Annotated in this window: 17 protein-coding genes and 1 other annotated feature; of the genes, 3 read left to right on the top strand and 14 right to left on the bottom strand. The window is 46.2% G+C overall.

Annotation, left to right across the window (positions count from 1 at the left end):
• Positions 1–248 precede the first annotated feature (248 nt).
• The 6 genes from pheT to MKY41_RS01440 all read right to left on the bottom strand — a co-directional run bounded on the left by pheT (position 249) and on the right by MKY41_RS01440 (position 8,048).
• Positions 249–2,657, bottom strand: a complete 2,409-nt coding sequence (gene pheT / locus MKY41_RS01465; RefSeq protein WP_340743360.1) for a phenylalanine--tRNA ligase subunit beta — start codon at positions 2,655–2,657, stop codon at positions 249–251.
• 12 nt (positions 2,658–2,669) lie between these two features.
• On the bottom strand, positions 2,670–3,707 hold the full coding sequence (gene pheS / locus MKY41_RS01460) for a phenylalanine--tRNA ligase subunit alpha (RefSeq protein ID WP_340743359.1): 1,038 nt from the start codon (positions 3,705–3,707) through the stop codon (positions 2,670–2,672).
• Positions 3,708–3,880: 173 nt separating this feature from the next.
• Positions 3,881–4,112, bottom strand: a binding site (T-box leader).
• 146 nt (positions 4,113–4,258) lie between these two features.
• Positions 4,259–4,798: a hydrolase gene (locus MKY41_RS01455; protein WP_041075452.1), complete on the bottom strand. Its 540-nt coding sequence runs from the start codon at positions 4,796–4,798 to the stop codon at positions 4,259–4,261.
• A gap of 65 nt (positions 4,799–4,863) precedes the next feature.
• Positions 4,864–6,369, bottom strand: a complete 1,506-nt coding sequence (locus MKY41_RS01450; RefSeq protein ID WP_340743358.1) for a 4-hydroxyphenylacetate 3-hydroxylase family protein — start codon at positions 6,367–6,369, stop codon at positions 4,864–4,866.
• Positions 6,370–6,438: 69 nt separating this feature from the next.
• On the bottom strand, positions 6,439–7,071 hold the full coding sequence (locus MKY41_RS01445) for a TetR/AcrR family transcriptional regulator (RefSeq protein ID WP_340743357.1): 633 nt from the start codon (positions 7,069–7,071) through the stop codon (positions 6,439–6,441).
• A 212-nt stretch (positions 7,072–7,283) separates the two neighbouring features.
• Positions 7,284–8,048, bottom strand: a complete 765-nt coding sequence (locus MKY41_RS01440) for a TrmH family RNA methyltransferase (RefSeq protein WP_340743356.1) — start codon at positions 8,046–8,048, stop codon at positions 7,284–7,286.
• A gap of 90 nt (positions 8,049–8,138) precedes the next feature.
• Here MKY41_RS01440 and sspI point away from each other — a divergent pair, with 90 nt between their 5' ends.
• Complete coding sequence (gene sspI / locus MKY41_RS01435; RefSeq protein ID WP_340743355.1) at positions 8,139–8,351, top strand: small acid-soluble spore protein SspI; 213 nt, start codon at positions 8,139–8,141, stop codon at positions 8,349–8,351.
• Positions 8,352–8,741: 390 nt separating this feature from the next.
• On the opposite strand, the gene argF is transcribed toward sspI, so the two are convergent.
• The 3 genes from argF to MKY41_RS01420 form a co-directional block, all read right to left on the bottom strand.
• Positions 8,742–9,704, bottom strand: coding sequence for an ornithine carbamoyltransferase (argF, locus tag MKY41_RS01430; RefSeq protein WP_340743354.1), 963 nt, complete (start codon positions 9,702–9,704; stop codon positions 8,742–8,744).
• 213 nt (positions 9,705–9,917) lie between these two features.
• Positions 9,918–11,006, bottom strand: coding sequence for a M42 family metallopeptidase (locus MKY41_RS01425; RefSeq protein WP_340743353.1), 1,089 nt, complete (start codon positions 11,004–11,006; stop codon positions 9,918–9,920).
• Positions 11,007–11,573: 567 nt separating this feature from the next.
• A complete protein-coding gene (locus MKY41_RS01420) occupies positions 11,574–12,554 on the bottom strand; it encodes a diaminopimelate dehydrogenase (RefSeq protein WP_340743352.1) in 981 nt (326 codons plus the stop codon).
• A 139-nt stretch (positions 12,555–12,693) separates the two neighbouring features.
• Here MKY41_RS01420 and MKY41_RS01415 point away from each other — a divergent pair, with 139 nt between their 5' ends.
• Together MKY41_RS01415 and MKY41_RS01410 are read left to right on the top strand one after the other, a co-directional pair.
• A complete protein-coding gene (locus MKY41_RS01415) occupies positions 12,694–13,845 on the top strand; it encodes an MFS transporter (protein ID WP_340743351.1) in 1,152 nt (383 codons plus the stop codon).
• Positions 13,846–13,984: 139 nt separating this feature from the next.
• A protein-coding gene (locus MKY41_RS01410; RefSeq protein WP_340743350.1) for an IS3 family transposase occupies positions 13,985–15,312 on the top strand; the annotation gives its coding sequence in 2 pieces (ribosomal slippage) (positions 13,985–14,363 and positions 14,363–15,312; 1,329 coding nt in all).
• A gap of 81 nt (positions 15,313–15,393) precedes the next feature.
• On the opposite strand, the gene MKY41_RS01405 is transcribed toward MKY41_RS01410, so the two are convergent.
• The 5 genes from MKY41_RS01405 to MKY41_RS01385 all read right to left on the bottom strand — a co-directional run bounded on the left by MKY41_RS01405 (position 15,394) and on the right by MKY41_RS01385 (position 20,950).
• Positions 15,394–16,020: an FMN-dependent NADH-azoreductase gene (locus MKY41_RS01405; protein ID WP_340743349.1), complete on the bottom strand. Its 627-nt coding sequence runs from the start codon at positions 16,018–16,020 to the stop codon at positions 15,394–15,396.
• A 537-nt stretch (positions 16,021–16,557) separates the two neighbouring features.
• Positions 16,558–18,309, bottom strand: coding sequence for a DNA helicase RecQ (recQ, locus tag MKY41_RS01400; protein ID WP_445683295.1), 1,752 nt, complete (start codon positions 18,307–18,309; stop codon positions 16,558–16,560).
• Positions 18,310–18,376: 67 nt separating this feature from the next.
• Complete coding sequence (locus tag MKY41_RS01395) at positions 18,377–18,790, bottom strand: hemerythrin domain-containing protein (RefSeq protein ID WP_340743348.1); 414 nt, start codon at positions 18,788–18,790, stop codon at positions 18,377–18,379.
• 111 nt (positions 18,791–18,901) lie between these two features.
• Positions 18,902–19,714 carry a DUF368 domain-containing protein gene (locus MKY41_RS01390; protein WP_340743347.1) on the bottom strand — a complete coding sequence of 271 codons (813 nt, stop codon included), beginning with the start codon at positions 19,712–19,714 and terminating at the stop codon, positions 18,902–18,904.
• Positions 19,715–19,840: 126 nt separating this feature from the next.
• Positions 19,841–20,950, bottom strand: coding sequence for a DUF1648 domain-containing protein (locus tag MKY41_RS01385; protein WP_340743346.1), 1,110 nt, complete (start codon positions 20,948–20,950; stop codon positions 19,841–19,843).
• Between the last annotated feature and the right edge of the window lie 2 nt (positions 20,951–20,952).

The following is a 20,952-nucleotide window of genomic DNA, read 5'->3' as shown; positions in this document are numbered from 1 at the left end:
TTCCTGTCTACCTCGTAACGTTTTCACACAACCTCGTAACGCTCACAATCCAGTTCGAAATACTATCGACCAACTTCGAAACATTTTAGTTCAACCTCACAACATTTCCAGCCACTTCGAAACGTTTTCGCACCACCTCGAAACATTGTTGTCCGACTTCGAAACCCTTTGCTCCAACCTCAAAACACTCCCACCCTTCCCCCAAAACCATCAAAAAGGGGCCATCCACATTGGACAGCCCCTTTCCTTCATCCTCGTAGCGAAGCGCCGGCTTCGGTCAAGGCGTTCAATACTTTTTCATGTGCTTTGACGACTTCTTCATCCGTCAGTGTCCGTTCCGGATCTGCATACGTCAGCGAGAAGGCTAATGACTTCATGCCTTCTTCGACGTTTTTCCCTTCATACAAGTCGAAGAGTTTCACGTCTTTTAGCAACTTGCCGCCTGCTTTCCGGATGACGGCTTCAAGCGTTCCAGCTGTCGTTTCACTTGCCACGACAAGGGCGATGTCCCTTGAGATGGACGGGAACCGCGGAACCGGTACATAAACTAAATCATCCGTCTCGATGGATAGGATTTGCGCCAAGTTCATTTCCATGACATAGGTCTCTTTTAAATCCCGTTTCTTCTGCTCGGTCGGGTGAACTTGCCCGAGCATGCCGATCCGTTCTCCGTTGAACAGGATATTGGCGGTACGTCCCGGGTGCATCCCTACCAGAGCAACCTGTTCGAATGAAAGCCCCTCTACTAATCCGAGACTATCCATCATCCCTTCAACGATGCCTTTCATGACGAAGAAATCAACGGGTTTTGTTTCCCCTTGCCAAGCGTGGTCGACCCATTTTCCTGTTACGACAGCCGCGACATGTTCCACCTCTTGCGGCAGTCCGTCCTCTTCTTCCCCTAGGAAGACGGAACCTGTTTCATATAGAGCGACCGAGTCGTTCCGGCGCGCTACATTATACGTTGCAGCTTCCAATAGATGCGGGATCAGGCTTTGACGAAGCGTGCTCCGCTCTTCGCTCATCGGCATGAGCAATTCAGTGACCGGTGCAGTTTCCAATGCGTAGGCTTGCGCTTGCTCCTTTGAAGTCAGCGAATAGGTCAACGCTTGATACAATCCAGCCCCTTCCAAGAAACGGCGGACGATCCGGCGTTTCGCCTGATACGGTGTCAAGCCGCCAGGAGTCGATTCCGACACTGGAAGCGTCTTTGGAATTTCATCGTAGCCATACATGCGGGCAATTTCTTCGATGATGTCTTCCTCGATTTTCAAATCTTGACGGCGTGTCGGCGCGTCGATGACCAATTGGCCATTGATAGCATCGGTAGGAATTTGCAGCCTCTCCAATATCGAAAGCATTTCTTCCAAGGAAATTTTCATTCCAAGGCGGTTGTTAATATAATCCGGTGAAACGGTAATTTGCGCAGCTGTCTTATCCAGCTTGTCAAATACGACAGAACCGGCTAAAACTTCTCCGCCCGCGAGTTCCGCCATCAGTTGTGCCGCGCGTTCTGCCGCAGCTGCCACACGGTTCGGGTCGACTCCCTTTTCAAAACGAGCACTCGCATCGCTTCGCAGGCCGACTTCTTTCGATGTATGGCGGACGGAGGCAGGTGCGAAATATGCGGATTCGATCACTACGGTTGTCGTTCCATCATGCACTTCGGAATTGGCGCCGCCCATGACTCCGGCTAAGGCAACTGGTTCTTTGCCGTTCGTGATGACCAGATTATGGCTATTTAATGTGCGTTCCGCGTCATCCAACGTCGTTATCTTTTCATCTTCTTCTGCAAGACGGACAACGATCTCCCCCGTGCCCAGACGGTCGTAATCAAAAGCGTGAAGCGGTTGGCCGTACTCCATCAAGACAAGGTTTGTGATATCGACCACATTATTATGCGGACGTACTCCGGTAGCCATCAAACGGTTTTGGAGCCATAATGGCGACTCGGCAATCTTTACATTTTTCACGACTTTCGCCACGTACATCGGATTCTCTTTCGCCGCATCAACGCGAAGCTTTAAATAATCCGATGCCTTTTCCGCAGATTCCTTGTAGGAAACCTCCGGCAATTGGATGCCTTGGGATAAAATTGCTCCGACTTCATACGCGACACCCAACATGCTGAGTGAATCCGAACGGTTCGGCGTCAGATCGAACTCGAGCACTTGATCATCCAAGCCTAACAATGGGAGAGCATCCTCTCCTGGCACCGCATCAGATGGCAAGACATAGATACCCTCCGCATACGCTTTCGGCACCAACTTCCCTTCGATTGCCAATTCTTGTAGGGAACAGATCATGCCGTTAGATTCTTCCCCGCGCAGTTTCGCCTTCTTGATTTTCAAGCCTCCCGGAAGGACGGCTCCTGGACGGGCAACGATGACTTTCTGCCCTTCCGCAACGTTTGGCGCACCGCAGATAATTTGGGTCGTTTCTTCTCCGACATCCACTTGGCAAATTTTTAATTTATCCGCTTCTGGATGTTTCACACATTCTTTTACATAGCCGACAACGACGTTCGTCATGCCATGGGAGCGATCCATGATGGAATCGACTTCAATTCCGGAGCGCGTGATTTTTTCGGCCAATTCCTCAACCGCAATTCCCTCAATGTTCACATACTCATTCAACCATTTTGTAGATACTAACATGTCATATCCTCCTTACGCTTCCGTCCGGTGGAATTGCGAAACGAACCGCACGTCATTCGTATAGAAATGACGGATATCTTCCACACCATATTTCAACATTGCAATCCGCTCAGGCCCCATTCCGAATGCAAACCCCGAAACGACAGTCGGGTCATAACCTGCCATTTTCAACACATTCGGGTGTACCATTCCGGCACCAAGAATCTCAATCCAGCCTGTTTTTTTACATACGTTACAACCGGCTCCGCCACATTTGAAGCAGGAAATGTCCATTTCAACAGACGGCTCCGTGAACGGGAAGAAACTTGGACGCAGACGGATTTCCCGATCGGCACCGAACATTTTCTTTGCAAATAAATCCAGTGTCCCTTTCAAATCGCTCATGCGGATATTCTCACCAACGACCAAGCCTTCGATTTGCGTGAATTGATGTGAATGTGTCGCGTCATCATTATCGCGGCGATACACTTTCCCTGGGCAGATAATTTTAATAGCAGCACCTTCTTTCGCCTCCATCGTCCGCGCTTGAACTGGCGAAGTATGCGTGCGAAGTAAGACTTCTTCGGAAATATAGAATGAATCCTGCATATCCCGAGCTGGATGCCCTTTCGGCAAATTCAATGCCTCGAAGTTATAATAATCTTTTTCCACTTCGGGGCCCTCAGCGATTTCATAGCCCATACTGATGAAAAAGTCTTCGATTTCCTCCACAACCCGAGTGAGCGGGTGGTGATTTCCGGTTCGGATCGGCCGGCCGGGCAAAGTGATATCGATCGCTTCTTTCGCCAGCTGCTCATTGATCGCCTGCTCCTCGAGGACCACCATTCGCTCTTCCAAAACCTCGGTAACGGTTTCCCGTACGACATTGACCAACGCTCCCATTTTCGGGCGTTCCTTGGCAGGCAATTTCCCCATCCCTTTCAACAGGTCGGTGATCGGCCCTTTCTTCCCAAGATACGCGACACGAACGTCATTCAATTCTTTCGGAGTCGTCGCTTCGTTGATTTTCGCGAGCGCCTGTTCTTTCAATTCATTCAATTGTTGTTCCATACGAATTCTCCTTTACTTAAATCAAATGCGCCTCGGCGTATTGGCGCCCAGATTTTGAATTGAGCTTGCTCAATTAATTCCTTTCAAAGTCTGTGGCATCCGCCGGAGGCTTTAATTTGATTGGGTGGGTGTTGAAAACCCACCCAATCAAATTAAAAAATCCCCGCCCCTAAAATAGGGACGAGGACGAGTTCGCGGTACCACCCTGATTATTACGCAATTGTGCATAATCACTTCATTCTGGATTAACGGTCCTTCACCGACACACCTTTACAGCCTTGGCTGGTCCTGGCGGCAGCTCGCGGGGTGAACTTCGACAACCACTTTCCTGCCAAAGCTCTCAGTCATGGCCTTGGTTTCCTGTTGGTTCGTGAGATGTCTACTTTTCCCGATCATCGCTTTTATCATACATTATGCAAGTAGTATACAGGATTTAAAATTATTCGGCAAGCTATCGCTCGTAAGTAAACCAGTAAGTCCTGTTGCTTCAAATATTAATATACATTAACCAAGTACACTTAGGCTGTTTTAATTATTAGATGAATCGGACGTTACTTAAGTAATTTTAAAATTTGTTTAAACTGCTCACCTTCCGCTGTTTCCATGAGTTCATACAACGACATCTCGACACTAGTCCAGTGAATGCCTAATGATTTCATTTTTTCAAGCCCGATCTCTTTATTTAAAGTGGTACGGGAAGAAACAGCGTCGGCCACAACTTGTACCTCATATCCCAACTCCATTAAGCCCGTAGCCGTTTGAAAAACACAAATATGCGTTTCAATTCCCGCAACTAGTACCTGCTTCCTTCCTGTCATTTCCATCGCCTCAATAAAATCAGGATTTTTACAAGCATCAAAAGTGATTTTGCGAATTGGTTCTAATCCATGCAAATGCTCAATTAATTCCTCATTCGTCGGCCCCAAGCCTTCTGGATACTGTTCGAGCCAGACAATTGGAATTTCTAATATACGCAGCCCTTGAATTAGGTTTTTAAGACCTAGTATCATCTTTTCACTGTCTTGTACAATCTTTGCTAATTTTCCCTGTACATCAACTAGGACAAAAACCGTGTTTTCTTTGCTCAGCATATCGTTTTCCCCCTTAACCAAAACACTTTATTTATTCATACACCTTAGTCCTAAAAAATACTCACTCAAATTTCCTGTTCACAAAGCTCGTCATTTACACAGGTAACGCATTCTTTACACGTTCCTTCCAACTTTGCAAAACACTTCAACTTATGAAGAATATGCTCCTTTTGCGTCTCAAAATTATAATTGCGGACGGTAGACATGCGCATCGCCTCTGGGGAGCCCCCGCCATGAAGACTGATAACAGAATAGAATCCACCTTCTTTAGAGGCCGTTAAATCTTCAATGAAGCGTGCCATTTGAATCCGTTCATTTGCTGTAACTCCGTGCTTTCCACCTAAATAGTGGTTAATTAAATCGCCCGACTCTGGCAGCGCCATATCCTCAGCAGTTGGTGCTGTCACGACGATTCCGCCACTGATCTCATGTGCGATTCTGAAAATATCATACACTTGTTCAGCTAACATCCATTTACCGATATTGGATTGAACCGAGTCGGGTACATAATTTCCCGCCACCGTTTCATGACCATAAACAGCAGCCGCTACCCCCGTTGCATAAAATCCTTCCGTAATGCGAATCAGTTCGCCCATGCTTCGACGAATGTGGCTGACTTCAGTATGGGGTGCACCATTATACTCTGACATTAACGCAGAAGCGCCAATAATCATATCTCCCAGTCCAGCACGAGCTCCAATACAAGATTGACGATGATGATTTGCGAAGGCTTCCGCTAATTTACCAGTGTATTCCCATTCGCCGCATAAGAAAACTCTATCCCATGGAACGAACACATCATTAAAAATAACAAGTGCCGTTGATTGACCGTAATTTGAACTAAATGGTGCTTCTGCGTCATCTGGTCTTCCCGCTGGTTTAGCAATCATTTTCAACCCCGGTGCATCAACAGGTACAGCAAAAGATACGGCATACTCCACATCTTCTTTTGTCATAGCACGGGTTGGTAGTACGATAAATTCATGCATATAAGGCGCCCCAGTGATGTTCGCTTTTGCCCCCCTCACGACAATACCTTTATGATTTTTTTCGACAACGCGTACATATAAATCCGGATTTTCTTGCTGATGAGGCCGTTTGCTACGGTCTCCTTTTGGATCTGTAACAGCCGTTCCACAAGTTAAATCATATTTTTGAACATGATCAAGATAACCTTGTAAAACAGGAAAATAATCCGTTTTCTTGTCCGCATCCATCATCGCGGTAATTTCAGCTAGTGCACCTAGGGCGTCATGCATAAGATACCGCTGTCCGCATCCTGTCCATTTACAGATTAATCGTGTCGCTTCCAGTTTTTTGATTAAATCATCTTTGCTAAAATCCAGTGCATTCATACGGTTAACCTCTGTTCCATCCGGTAACGTTGCAAGCATGATATCTTTGTGTTTCTCGACATGCGCCAACTCATACGTTACGGCTACCGCATTAATTCCCGGTTTGAATAATGGCTCATCCGCTACGCTTGTCACCTTTTTTCCCTTCACCTGTATGTCAGGATTATACTCTCTTAAACTTTCAACATACTCCATTCCATTCATTAGTTTCATCATGCCATTTCTCCCCTTCAATTTTAAAATAAAACCAACTAGTCAGTTGGGAAATGTGTATAAGAAAACTCTTTACGTTAAAAGAGCTTCTAGTAGTTTGATTCTCGTCTCTATATATTTTTCTTTGGTAAATTTTTTTGATAATGACCATCTTCTGAAGGCCCACATTTGTGATTGGACGAGAATATCATCTGCTATTAAAGGTATTGATTCCTGTGAAACCTTGAAAACACCTGATTTGATTCCCCTTTGAATTTGTTTTTCAAGATGATCACAAAGCCTTTGTTCTCTTTGAAGGAACGATCTTCTTGCCTCTTTATCTAAGGATGCTGTTTCTTGATACATCAAGACGACATAATCCGAAACGTGATCAATAATCTCATACAGAGCGGTAACGTCTTTCTCAATCGCTTTCATAGGATCAAGGTTCTCTTCTGTAGCGGCATATAAAGCTTGTTCAATCAATGAATGAATATGGCAGCACACAAGATACAAAATATCCTGCTTGTTTTTTACATATTGAAACATTGTCGCCACATTCATCCCGGCAGCATCCGCTATTTCCTTCGTTGTTGTTGGATGATAACCCTTTTTTGAAAAAATCTTTACAGCTGCATCGATAATTTCAGCTCTTCTCTTCTCAACCCGTTCCGGATTTTTGATGGAAGTCTCTACGATGTATTCCCCTGTGTCTGTTCCGTTCATTTTATTCCCTCTTTTGCAGTACATTATAAAATCCAGTAAAAAACAACTAACTAGTCAGTTTATTTAGATTATATAAATCGTTCGCACTTTTGTCAATTATTTTTCAGTAAAATCAGATTATTATCTATGTTCATTACAGAAATAGATTCCAGAGAAAATCCCCTGTCAATCAAATAAAAAGGACAATCCTAGTAAAGGACTGCCCGCTTTTTTTACCGTCTGCCAACGGTATATAATAAAATTCCAGTAGCAACCGCCACGTTTAAGGATTCTGCTTGGCCGTACAGCGGAATTTTAACAATCTCATCCGCCTCTTTCAAAAATTCCGGATTCACACCGCTTCCTTCATTGCCGACCAACAGGCAAAAGGCGGGCAGCGCCCCCAACTGATAATGTTCGTTGGCATTTTCCAATCCCGTTCCAATGACCGGAATACCGCGATTTTTTGCATAGGAAATCCAATCATGCAAATCCTCTCGAATGATGGGGATGTGAAAATGGGAGCCTTGAGCCGATCGCACTGTTTTTGGATTGTAAGGATCCGCCGCCCCTTTCCCTAAAATGACCGCATCTATGCCGGCAGCGTCCGCTGTTCGTAGAATAGTTCCGATATTTCCCGGATCTTGAACTGCATCCACAAACAAAAACTTGTCCCACGCGTCTTTTTCATCCATACGTACCTCGGGTTGGCGACAATGGGCATAGACACCTTGCGACTGCTCCGTCTCCGCAATTTCATTGGCGACTGCTTTTGTAATTTCAATGAGTTGAATCTGGTTTACATCCCAGCTCGCGGGCAGCTCCACATCTTCCCGTACGATAAGGTGCAGCACGGTCCCTTCTTTTCGTAATGCCTCTTCTGCCAAGTGAAACCCTTCGACGAGAAACTCGCCCGATTTATCACGCTCTTTTCGGGTTGTTACAAGTTTCTTCCAATATTTCACAAGGGAGTTCTGGGTGGATTCTATGCGTTTCATGTAAATAGTACCGCCTTTTTCTTTTAGTGTATCAAAAGACGGTATAGTTGGCGATCATTGTGTACAACATAACGGTAGGAGGTTGATAAAATGAATTTTCAAATCCGTGATGCAATTTCTGCGAATATGACAAACAATAGTGCCACTGATATTCGCAATGTTGTCGAAGACGCAATGCAACGTGGCGAAGAGCATTTATTGCCAGGTCTCGGGGTATTTTTTGAAAAGTTGTGGAATCGATCGGACGAACAGGAAAAAGCAAAAATTACGACCGAACTGGCCCAAGCCTTTACCGGAAGCTGAGGACAAAAGCGCAGGGCGCCTGCTCAGCCCCGACAAGTGCTGGCCGACTTGAAACCGCCGCGTCCTGCGGCAACGTCGGCACTAGTACATCCTGTACGTCGGAGGGCATGCCGGAAAGGCGCTTTTTGCCAGTCAAGCAGCGAAGGGCTTGATTTGCCGTATTTCCGTGCAATTTGCGGAAATTAAGGCACATCCCATTTGGCATGACCGAAGCGACTCGAGGGGCTGGCGCCCGGAGCCTAGCCGTGAACACACCCAATTGGAAAGCTATCTATAGACCCGGATTTCATAATTTCTTGGCAACGAAAAAGCCGCACTTATCCAGGCGGCTTTTTCATGTATGTCGAATCAAAAATCGCCCAGCCATTTTCGGCGCTGGGCGATTAATTATTATAATAGGTTTGCTAACACTGCTTTTTGAGCATGCAGACGATTGCCCGCTTGCTGGAATACATAGGAATTCGGTCCGTCAATGACAGATGTGGACACTTCTTCTTCCCGATGCGCCGGAAGGCAATGAAGGAACATATAGTCCTCTTTTGCATGGGCGACGAGCGCGTCATTGATTTGAAAATCTTTAAAAGCTTCCAAACGGGCTGCCGCTTCTTCCTCTTGCCCCATGCTGGTCCAGACGTCCGTATACAGAACATCCGCATCCGCTGCCGCTTCGACCGGATCATATGTCTGCATGACAGATCCGCCATTTTGCTCGGCGATTTTTTGCGCTTGGACGAAGATGTCCGGGTCATACTCGAACCCTTCCGGCGTAGCAACCGCCAAATGCATTCCCATATGCGCCCCCGCGATGATGAGCGAGTGGGCTACGTTATTGCCGTCGCCAACGTAAGCAAGTTTCAGCCCTTCCACTTTCCCTTTCACTTCTTTGACTGTCAATAGATCCGCCAACGCCTGGCATGGATGGAAAATATCCGTCAACCCATTGATGACGGGGATTGTCGTATGCTTCGCCAATTCCTTCACCATCTCATGGGAGTTTGCACGGATCATAATGCCGTCCAAGTATTCAGACATCACATTCCCTGTATCGTAAACAGATTCTCCCCGGCCGATCTGCAAGTCACGCGCGTTCATGAACATGCCGTACCCGCCCAGTTGAATCATGCCGACTTCGAATGAAATCCGGGTACGCGTCGAATGTTTTTCAAAAATCATGCCGAGCGTTTTCCCTTCCAAAAGGCGCGGCATATTGCCCGCATTGTATTCTTTTTTCATATTGATGGCATATTCCAATAGATACGCCACTTCTTCGCTTGTATAATCAAGGAGCGTCAATAAGTCTCTCCCTTTTAAATTCTCAGCAATTTTCGAGTCTTCCAAATCTATCTTCACCATGCTTGTCATCCCCAGTCGTTGTTTCAATTTGTAACACAATTATATGGGTGCATAAATATAAAGTCAAGTGCATCTTTATAATTTTTATTTTATTCAGCGAGTGTTCAAATACGCGCTTTAACGGAAAGTTCCTCCCTACTCTCCTACCACTACACTACTTGTTTCAAACAAAAAACCTATCCAGCCCAATCATCAAGGTGGATAGGTTTTGAATTAATTGAAAGTAATCCGATCGACTGTGTCCCGATCTAATTTTTTAATCACTTCAATCAGTAATTTAACTGTGTTTTCATAGTCATCGCGGTGCAACATGGCCGCATGGGAATGGATATAACGAGTCGGGATGCAGACAGCAAGAGTGGGGACTCCTTTTCCAGAGAGATGGATGGAACCGGCGTCGGTGCCTCCGCCTGGCATCGTTTCAAATTGATACGGGATTCCATGCTCTTCCGCCGTATCGACGATAAAATTCCGCAATGCAGTATGCGACACCATCGATGCGTCATACAACAGAATTTGCGGGCCTTCCCCCATCTTCCCTTCCGCTTCTTTCGGACTGACCCCAGGCGTATCCCCGGCAATGCCGACATCGACCGCAAATCCGATATCCGGCTGGATTTTTGCAGCAGCAGTCCGCGCGCCACGCAATCCGACTTCTTCCTGAACCGCTCCAACGCCGTAGACAATGTTCGGATGACCGGCATCTTTTAGCCCTTTCAAGACGTCGATGGCGATCGCACAGCCAATCCGGTTGTCCCACGCTTTCGCCAAAAGATATTTATCATTATTCATGACGGTGAATTCAAAATATGGAACAATCATATCGCCCGGCGCGATGCCCCATTCCGTCACTTCGTCCTTTGAAGCGGCTCCAACATCGATGAACATATCTTTGATGTCCACCGGCTTTTTCCGCGCTTCGGGAGAAAGGATATGCGGCGGCTTCGATCCGATGACGCCTGTCACCGTCTCCCCTTTGCGCGTCACAATCGTCACGCGTTGGGCAAGCATCACTTGCGACCACCAGCCGCCCACCGTTTGGAATGAAATGAACCCTTTATCATCAATTTTCGTAACCATGAAGCCGACCTCATCCAAATGGCCCGCCACCATGATCTTCGGCCCATTCGCATCCCCCGCCTTTTGAGCGATCAGGGACCCAATCCCATCCTGTTCAATAGAATCCGCAAACGGCTCAATATACTTCTTCATTACATCCCGCGGCTCCCGTTCATTCCCCGCGATCCCTTTTGCATCTGTCAGTTCCTTCAGCATTTGCAATGTCTCATCTAGCTTCGTCAACTCGATCGACCTCCTCTTCATCACATACGAGTAGTATATTCCAATTCCAATCGTATTCAAAATAATATGAAGTTAGGATGAGGGGTGAATGAACAACAGTACGGACTAGGCCTGTGCGATGGTATTTTGTATAATCCCGGCGCTTTTTTCCTTTTCTTCCCGTCTCACAACATTCCCGACGTACTTTGAAACGTTATTCTCATACCTTCAAATATTTACAATGAACTTCGAAACGCCCTTTTCCAAGCTCAAAATATTTTTATTAAGCCTCCAAATATTTTCGTCGTACTTCAAAACGTTTCTCCCCAACCTACAAACATTTCCTTCGAACTTCATTACGATTTCCTCGAACCTCGTAACGTTCCTTCCACCTTACAACGTATCCACCAAACCTCGAAACACTTCTCCAAATCCTTCAAACATTTTTGTCAAACTTCAAAACAGTTTCCCCCAACTACGAAACGTCCCCACATAACTTCAAAACGAATTCCTCGAACCTCACAACACCCCGCCATTCCCAATACCAAACAAAAAAGAACCGCTGCTCGCGGTTCTTTCCACAAAGTATTACAATAGCTCTTTTCGCAAATCCGCCGGCGATTTCGGCGATAGAAGTCCCGGTGCGATGTCGAAGACGGTTTTCGCTCCACTTTCGCCGTTTTGATTTAAGCGGTAAGCTGCTCGTGCGTAGGCAACGAGGACGCTCGATGTGAATTCGGGATTGCTGTCAAGAGTCAGCGCATATTCCATCACTTGCGAATTGCCTTCGCCCGTTTTCCCCGACCGGATGACGAAACCGCCGTGCGGCATCGCCGAGTGATCCCGTTTCAACTCTTCTTCCGAAATGAAATGGACCGTTGTATCGTAATCGGCGAAGTAGTCCGGCATCGTGACGATCTCTTGTTTCACCTTTTCTGCATCGGCCCCTTCGTCCAGGACAACGTAGCATTCCCGCGTATGCTTCTCGCGTGTTGTCAACTCAGGCAACGATCCGCTGCGCACCCGCTCGATAGCTTCCGAAGCAGGAAGCGTATACTGGACTCCTCCTTTGACACCTTCAACTCGTCTTACCGCGTCGGAGTGCCCTTGGCTCAGCCCTTTTCCCCAAAATGTATAAGTGGCCCCTTCCGGCAAAACCGCTTCTCCGAACAGGCGGTTGATCGAGAATAAACCCGGATCCCAGCCGACCGAAATGATCGCCGTATTTCCGTTCGGTTTGGCAGAAGCGTCTACCGCTTCATAATATGCCGGTATTTTAGCATGTGTATCGAAGCTGTCCACTGTATTGAAGATCGCCGAAAGGGCAGGCCCTTGTTCCGGCAAGTCATTTTTCGAGCCGCCGCATAGAATCAGCACATCGATTTCGTCTTTAAACCGTTCAATTTCATCCAGTGGATGGACAGGAACCGTTTGATTTATCAGTTGAACGTCTTCCGGTTTCCTTCTTGTGAAGACCCCGACCAATTCCATGTCTTCGTTTTGCCCGATGGCGGATTCGACCCCACGGCCCAAGTTTCCATACCCGGCAATTCCAATTCTGATTTTCATTAAGGCACATCCCCTTCTTATTCATAGTTACCAATTTCCACAATCAATTCTACCACCTAAACCGGAAAAAGTGCTACAGTAGACGATAGGGAGTTACTTTGTCCTACGTGATTTCGAATGAAAAGAGGATTTATTTCCAATGCGCATATTTGTTTATTTCATTGTATTCTTCTCATTTTTTGATCTGTTTTCACAGCTGCCCATCATGAGTCCGTTTGCTCTATCACTCGGAGCCTCTTCTTTTTTAACAGGCTTGGCGGTTGGCATGTATTCATTTTCCAATACAATCGGTAATGTCATTTCAGGATTCATGACGGACCGGAGAGGACCTTTTCTCATTTTATTGATCGGCCTTCTGGCGTCGGGGTTATCCCTTTTTCTCTATTCCTTCGTATACGATCCAACTTCCTTATTAGGGATTCGATTTGTTCATGGCTTCATGGAGGGGCTGATCGTCCCGGCAGCTTTCACGTTTTTGGCCAATCGGGCGGAAGAATCCAAAAGAGGGCGGAGTGTTGCCATTTCAGGCGCTTTCGTTGGGATGGCCGCCATTGTCGGACCTGCGTATGGTGGTATTGTAGGTGCCAAAATGGGGACACCTTTCATTATGGCCATCAACGGTGGAATCATGCTTGTCTTGGCGATTCTTGCCTTTTTCACACTTCGCTCATTCAGCCATGTCCGGAAACAACCGACTGGCAAGGGAAAGCATTTCCGGGTCCGCCAATTGTTTATGCACCGTGGGATGATCCGGGCTTTCGCGGGCGCCTTTTTCCTTATGTTCTCTCAAGGCGTCCTGGCGCTTATCCTTCCATTGAAAGTAGAGTTCCTTGGGTTTGATTCGAAAATGAGTGGGATGTTGCTGAGCACTTTCGGCGTCGTCGCGATTCTCATTTTCCTGTTGCCTATCAATCGGATATTCGATAAAGTGCGCCCCATGGTTACGTTGGCATTCGGTATTTCCCTCATGGGCATCAGCATGATTTTGCTTAGCTTGGTCGAGGACATGGCACTTCTTTTCATCGCCATGTCATGTTACGGCGTCGGCTTCGCCTTTTTATTTCCATCGATCAATTCCTTGCTCATCGATTCCTCATCTGCGGAATTCCGGGGAAAAGCATATGGCTATTTCTATGCGTTCTTTTCGATTGGGGTCGTGGCAGGTTCCAGCGTCATCGGCTACTTGGATTTAAGTTTCAAAGGAGGTTTCATGCTGACGGGAATCATTCTGCTAGCCGTTGCCCTTTATACGATATTCGGAATGAAAGGCAAGCTTTCCACTGTACAGTAGAAACGTAAAAACATCCTAGGACGCAATATGAACTGAACCCCAAATGGTAGACACTTTTAAAAAAGTGACCCCATTTGGGGTTTTTTCTGTCTAAAAGCCTAAGTATACTAAAATGACTATCCTGACAGGAGTGTTTTCAATGAGTAAAATAATCTTCAATGAACACCAACGTAGAATATTAGAAGCTAATCCTAATGTGAAATCAGTTTCTGATCGTTCGATCCAATACAATCCCGAATTCAAATTGTTAGCTGTCAAAGAGAATCAGGGCGGTAAAGGTCCTTCTCAAATTTTTATTGAAAATGGATTTGACTTAGAAATGATTGGTACGAAGAAAGCTAAAGAATCTCTTAGTCGTTGGAGAAGAACCTATAAGCTTCACGGTGAAGAGGGATTTTTTGAGGAACGCCGTGGAAAAGGAAGTACTGGACGTCCATCAACTAAAGGATTATCTCCTGAGAAAAAACTTGAAAAAGCTGAAGCACGAATTAAATATCTTGAAGCTGAGGTCGAGTTGTTAAAAAAGCTAGAAGAACTAGAAAGGCAGGCGAAGAAGTAATACTGACATCAGCTGAGAAATATCAGGTTATTAATGAAGTGATTCGCAAGTTTCAATTAAAGGGATTCACAGCGCACCTGTGCAGAGTGGCAAAAGTACATCGAAGTGGTTACTATGCATGGCTAGAAAAATCGGAGAGTCATGCCGTCCGCGAGGAAAACGACTATCAAGATTACCTGTTACTTAAATGTGTTTATGATGCATTCAAAGGGAAAATCGGCTATCGAGGCCTCTATATGACGCTAGAGGGATTACTGGAGACCCCTATGAATCATAAGAAGATCCTTCGTTTAATGCGTAAGTTTAATCTCTTTACCAAAATACGAAGAAAAAATCCTTATAGAAATATAGCTCAGGCTACTCAAGAACACCGTACGGTGCCAAACCACTTGAATCGACAATTCACTCAAGATGAACCAGGCAAAATCTTCGTCACAGACATTACTTATCTCCAAATGAAAACTGGACAAACTGCTTATCTTTCCTGTGTAAAGGATATAGCTAGCCGTGAAATAATCGCTTATGAACTTTCAGTAAGCTTAAGTATGGGTATTGTATATCGAACCTTACGTAAGCTTAAGGAAGCATTAGACGGAAATGTCCATCCAGAAGCAATGATTCATTCTGATCAAGGTTTTCACTATACACACCCAGAATACCAAGCACGTGTGAAAGCAATGCAACTCACACAGTCCATGTCCCGAAGGGGGAATTGTTTGGACAACGCACCTATCGAATCATTTTTTGGTCATTTTAAGGACGATGTAGACTACAAGGAAGCATCCAGTCTGTTAGAGCTGAAAATAATGATAGATGAATATATGGGTCACTACAACTGCACACGCAAACAATGGGATTTAAAAAAGATGACTCCGGAACAATACCGAAGTCATCTCTTAGCTGCCTAGATTAAAACGTCGTTTTTTTAAACTGTCCATTATATGGGGCTCAGTTCAATATGGTCGCTAGGATGTTTTTTCATGCTCTCTTTAAAATGTTTTCGCCAATTCACTTAACTCCGCCCGGCAATCCGCCCGCATCTGGTCAGGATTGGAAGAATTTACATCGAGACCTTCCGCGATGACCGCCTGGAAATCATGGATTCCTAGGAATGACATGATCGCCTGCAAATAGCTTTTGGAAAACTCCAGCTCCGCATTCGGCCCTTCTGAATAAAACCCACCCCGCGTTTCAATAAGGAGACAAGGACGGTCCTCTAAAAGACCCATCGCTCCTTCTGCTGTGTAATGGAACGTCTTGCCAACGATGCAGATTGTGTCCATGTACGCTTTCAACATCGGTGGAAAGCTCAAATTCCAGAATGGAGCCGAAAAGACTACCTTGTCCGCTGCCATGAACTGATCAGTCAACTGATCCATCCGCTCGCTTTTTTCCAACTCCACCGGCGTCAACTTCTCTTTGGACGCGAACTTCCCCCAAGCTCGGAAGACATCCACATCCAGGAATGGAATATCCGCTTTGTACAAATCAAGGATTTCAATCTCATCTTCTGGGTTATGTACTTGATACTCCTGTAAAAAATGGTTTGCCAGTTTGGAGGAATCCGAATTCCCATCCTCCTTTGGATTTACTTTTACATACAATAATTTGGCCATTACCAATGCCCCCCATCTATTCCTACTAATCTACTATATCCTTCTCTGGCAATAAAATCAATTACTAGCAGGAAGTTGGGTTAAATGAGGGTTGGGGCGAAATTTTTGGAGGAGTGTTTGGAGATTGGATGTGAGTGTTTTGGAGGTTGGCGAGAATGTTTCGAGGTAGCTTGGAAGCGTTGCGAGGTGAAAGTAAATTGTTTTGGAGTTGGGCTTAAACGTTGAGCAGTCACGGATATGTTGGGAGGATGGGTAAGAACGTTTCGAACTTGTCCAAAAACGTTGCGAGGTTTTGGTAAAATATTCCGAAGCTGAACCTTAAACTTGGGAGGTCATGAATTCGTTTAGAGGTTCAAGGGAAACGTTGGGAACTCGGCAAAAACGTTGCGAGGTCGGCCGGCAGCGTTGCAAGGTTTAGCAAGAACATTTCGAAGCCGTCCGACAATGCCTCTAGTCATAGAAAAACGTTTACCAATCAAAAAAAGCCCCCGTCGGCTGGCTATCACTTTGCCAACACCGGGGGCCAAATAAATCACGTTATACATTCTGCACTGTAAACTTCCGGATTTCCTCCATAAACTGGTCTCCGTACCGTTCCAATTTCGTCTGACCGACTCCGTTCACTTCCAGGAATTCATCTGCCGTAAGCGGTTTTCTTGCTGCCATGTCATGAAGGGACTTGTCCGAGAAGATGACAAATGGCGGTACGCCCGCTTCTTGTGCCAGCTCGCGCCGCAATGCCCGCAGTTGTTCGAAGAGCGGATCGTCTTTTGTAATCTGTTTGGTGATGACCGAGACTTTGCGTGTGACGGTTACATTTCCGAGAAGTACTTCTTTTCCTTGATCGGTCACATAGATGGTCGGAAATTGGCCGTTCTCCACGCCAAGATAATTTTCCGAGATGATGAACTCGATGAAAGCGGAAATGTCTTTCACAGACCAACTCTTCAACAAGCCATAGGTCGTCAACTTATCAAACCCGAATTCTACGACTTTTTTATTGGCGGATCCTTTCAACACTTGAGCAATCATCGTTTTTCCGAATCGCTGCCCCATGCGGATGACACAGGAGAGCACTTTTTGGACATCGACGGTGACGTCACTGCTTTCTCTCGTGTCAGTGCAATTGGCGCATTGACCGCAGTCGGTAACTTCCTCTTCCCCAAAATACGATATGATGAATTTTTGCAGACACGCTTCCGTATGGCAGTAGTCGACCATTGACCGAAGTTTCTCCAACTCTCCCGGAATCCGACTTTCGTCCAAAGATTGATCAATCAGGAACCGCTGCGTCTGCACATCTTGGGAAGAGAACAGCAAGGTGCATTCACTGTCGAGCCCATCCCGACCGGCCCTCCCCGCCTCTTGATAATAGCTTTCCATATTTCGAGGCATCTGGTAGTGAATGACATACCTAATATTACTTTTGTCGATCCCCATGCCGAAAGCATTCGTCGCCACCATGACGGTCGCTTCATCCATCAAAAATCGGTCCTGCTCCAATTGCCGTTCCTGATCAGAAAGGCCACCGTGGTATTTGGCAACAGAAATGCCGTTCCTCTTTAGAAGGTCATGGACACTTTCCACCGCTTTCCGTGTAGCGGCGTAGATGATGCCGGCTTCCCCCTCATTTTTCCGAACATACTCTTTCACATATTGGTCCCGGTCTTGTCCTTTGATGACCGAAAAAGTGAGGTTATTCCGCTCAAAACCGGTGATAACCGAATTTTCATCTACAATATCTAATTGTTGGCAAATATCTTCCCGGACAGCCGGAGTGGCGGTCGCCGTCAAAGCAAGAACCACAGGCTTTTCATCAAATAAAGAAACGACACGACTAATATTCCGATAGCTCGGACGGAAATCATGCCCCCATTGGGAGATACAGTGAGCTTCATCAATCGCTATCATCGGCACGGACATTTGCTGCAGCTGATTCATGAACGATGGGGCATCCAATCGTTCAGGCGCCACATAAAGAAGCTTGTACATGCCGGCTAACGCATTTTCCATCGTCCCGAAATACTCTTCGGAGGACAGAGTGCTATTGATATAAGCAGCCGGAATCCCCGCCTGATGAAGGGCATCCACCTGATCTTTCATCAAGGAGATCAATGGCGAAATGACGAGCACAGTCCCTTCCATGACAAGGGCGGGCACTTGGTAACAGATTGATTTTCCGCCTCCGGTCGGCATGACACATAGCATATCTTCCCCATTCAATACCCCTTCGATCACTTGCTCTTGCCCGATCCGGAATGAGGGATAACCGAAGTAAGTTGTCAGCACTTGTAACGCTTTTTGGATCGGAACTACCTCCTCTTAACAAAGGCTTCGGGCCCCTGTGCTTTTTTCTTTATTCCAACAACATCCGCTCTTCATCCCGGCTATGTATTTCATTCACCACGAGGAGCGCGTGGAATTTATGAAGAACGTTCGGGCTTAACTCTTCCTGTTCCCGAAGTTCCTGAATATCTTTCACTATAATGCGGAGCAAGTCATGATCCCGGGTCAATTGGATGATCGCTTCCTTCAAATTGGGATTCTGCTCTGCGATATCCTTGTATAAGCCTTCCTCTTCCGCATCGGCGTGGCTGATGACACGCGTGATCCAAAAATCGATCAATTCGTCGGCAGCTTCGTTGGCAGATTTCAAATCGCCTTGTCTTAAAAAATCCATCATGACTTCCGTTTTGTCGGTCGCGCCAGAAAGTCCGCCATCGTGAATAGCCCGATGGGAATGAAGTTGCTTCAATGCAGGTCCTGTCATTTCAATCATCCTTTCTAGTGAATCCTATGTTTACAATACCAGAAATTTTCTACGATGGACAATGAAGAGCAAAAAGGCACCAGAGGAATGCTCCGGCACCAAGATTGTCAGTTATTTCTTATCAGTGGAGCTGAACATCGTCGCGACCAACAGCCCCATGATCAACGCAATCACGCTCATCACAAAAGGGGTGCCACTATCCGGAATGCCAGGATAAACGACAAAGACCGAACCGAGGATGAGTCCGATAATGCTCGCAAAAGTCAGATTCGTATAATGGGCCAACAAATAAGCGATCGCCTTACTGCTGACGATGAATCCTACAATAACCCCTGCACCGATGACTGCAATGATCGGTAAATTCAAATTGGACAAAGCTCCGATTGCCGTCGAATAGACTCCGAGCAATAACAGGATGAACGAACCGCTAATTCCCGGTAGCAGCATCGCCATACTGCCTGCCCATCCGGCCAGGAACAAGCCGACCGTATTCAACGGAGTTAGCGAGGTGATCGGAGCCGCATCGTCCGGTTTGATGAAAGCGGTGGAAGCCAATGCTGCTCCAAGGAGTAACAATAAGAGAAAGTGGCCAAATTTGAAGTTCCGCTTGACGTCAGCTTTTTTGGCGATGAAAGGCAAAACTCCGACAATCAAACCGATGAAGAAGAACTGGGTCGGCGCATAGTGATTTTTTAACAAGTATTCCATTACCCTGCTTAAGGATAATAAAGCAGCCCCGATGCCGATTGCTAGCGGCAATAAAAATCCAATATGCTTTTTCCAATGGCGGCTGAAAAATCCGCTGATCGACGCTAGTAGGTCGTCATAAATACCGAGAATGAACGCGATCGTCCCTCCGCTCACTCCCGGAATTAAATCACTGATTCCCATGAAGAATCCGCGATATATGTTTTTCCATTCCATTCAATCCGTTCCTCCAATTTTATTTCAATGCTATCAGTATACCATTTTTCCGGAGAAGCCATAAATTTTCTATGGATTCAAAAAGAAAAAGCAATTGTACCCTGAATCGGATACAACTGCAAGAGTCTACTGGAGGAAGGCGATGAGCAAAATGATCAGGAGCGGAACGAAAATGACTACATAACCGAGCGGATTCCCAAAGTTCATCGTCCAGCCGACACCAAATCTTTTTTCTACGAAGACGGATGGGTCGTTCCGATTAACATAGAAGACGCCCGCTTTCCAATAACGGTCCTCATCCACGTCTGTGATTCCCGGCATGGCTTCATCCTCAAATGCCACTTCGATCCGAGATCCGCCTTGCCCGACCTTGAAAGCATAAAAAACGGTTCCGGCTAAAACGAGCATCATGAACCCAAGCGGCACCGCCAGCATGAGCGCGGCATTGCCAAGACCTTCATGGATGGTCGTCAATTGGAGGAAGCTGAGTAAGATGGTCACTAATAAAGTCGTCAAAAATAAGAACCAGCTCGTATATTTACGGAATGATAGTTGCTGGACTGCCGATGTCCGGTTCCGGACGGCGCTTATTTTAATGCCCGACCGTTTCGTCATCCAATGGATTCCCCACATCATCGCTTGCATGACCAATAAGATGAGAGGAAGGGAAACGACCGAAAATGGCGTTTTGGAAGTAAACGCGTCCGGCTGGCCATCCGGCCCCCAATGCGTCGGGATCAAATCAGGCATTCCTGCATACTGAGTAAACGTATAGGCGATCAATCCAAGAGAGATGACCATCGGCAAAATATAGAATGGGGACGGTAACATTTCGTCTTTCGTGCGGATGGCAAGATCGGCAACACGAATTTGTTTCAGTCCGGCACCCCATTCGTTTTCCCGTTTTAATTTCGTCGTCTTCACATGAAAATAAAAATAGAGGACCATATTCAGGACAAGGATACCAAATTGGACGGCCAAGCCGGTTAAAATAATCCGTTCATCAGAATGATCGCTAGCTGACATCCACATGATAAAAAGACCGGACAAGAGGAGACCTACAACTATGATCGTCCCGGTATAAATTTTCTTGAAGCGCGCAAGGGTCGGATCGCCCGTATGACTTTCAGGAACCGTAACACCAAATACTACTGTGTTGCGGAGCAAATAAGGGATAGCCGATTGCAGCAAAATGATGAATCCAGTGACAATAAGAAAAATGGCAAAGGGTCCCATAA

Source organism: Sporosarcina sp. FSL W7-1349 (genome assembly GCF_038003045.1).
GTDB lineage: Bacteria > Bacillota > Bacilli > Bacillales_A > Planococcaceae > Sporosarcina.
The sequence above is the reverse complement of the archived record's forward strand: the minus strand, read 5'-3'. Positions and strand labels throughout refer to the sequence as shown.

Bases quoted from the DNA above. Each gene is read 5' to 3' on its own strand.
- pheT (WP_340743360.1), bottom strand. From the start codon at position 2,657: ATGTTAGTATCTACAAAATGGTTGAATGAGTATGTGAACATTGAGGGA.
- pheS (WP_340743359.1), bottom strand. From the start codon at position 3,707: ATGGAACAACAATTGAATGAATTGAAAGAACAGGCGCTCGCGAAAATC.
- MKY41_RS01455 (WP_041075452.1), bottom strand. From the start codon at position 4,798: ATGCTGAGCAAAGAAAACACGGTTTTTGTCCTAGTTGATGTACAGGGA.
- MKY41_RS01450 (WP_340743358.1), bottom strand. From the start codon at position 6,369: ATGATGAAACTAATGAATGGAATGGAGTATGTTGAAAGTTTAAGAGAG.
- MKY41_RS01445 (WP_340743357.1), bottom strand. From the start codon at position 7,071: ATGAACGGAACAGACACAGGGGAATACATCGTAGAGACTTCCATCAAA.
- MKY41_RS01440 (WP_340743356.1), bottom strand. From the start codon at position 8,048: ATGAAACGCATAGAATCCACCCAGAACTCCCTTGTGAAATATTGGAAG.
- sspI (WP_340743355.1), top strand. From the start codon at position 8,139: ATGAATTTTCAAATCCGTGATGCAATTTCTGCGAATATGACAAACAAT.
- argF (WP_340743354.1), bottom strand. From the start codon at position 9,704: ATGGTGAAGATAGATTTGGAAGACTCGAAAATTGCTGAGAATTTAAAA.
- MKY41_RS01420 (WP_340743352.1), bottom strand. From the start codon at position 12,554: ATGAAAATCAGAATTGGAATTGCCGGGTATGGAAACTTGGGCCGTGGG.
- MKY41_RS01415 (WP_340743351.1), top strand. From the start codon at position 12,694: ATGCGCATATTTGTTTATTTCATTGTATTCTTCTCATTTTTTGATCTG.
- MKY41_RS01405 (WP_340743349.1), bottom strand. From the start codon at position 16,020: ATGGCCAAATTATTGTATGTAAAAGTAAATCCAAAGGAGGATGGGAAT.
- MKY41_RS01395 (WP_340743348.1), bottom strand. From the start codon at position 18,790: ATGACAGGACCTGCATTGAAGCAACTTCATTCCCATCGGGCTATTCAC.
- MKY41_RS01390 (WP_340743347.1), bottom strand. From the start codon at position 19,714: ATGGAATGGAAAAACATATATCGCGGATTCTTCATGGGAATCAGTGAT.
- MKY41_RS01385 (WP_340743346.1), bottom strand. From the start codon at position 20,950: ATGGGACCCTTTGCCATTTTTCTTATTGTCACTGGATTCATCATTTTG.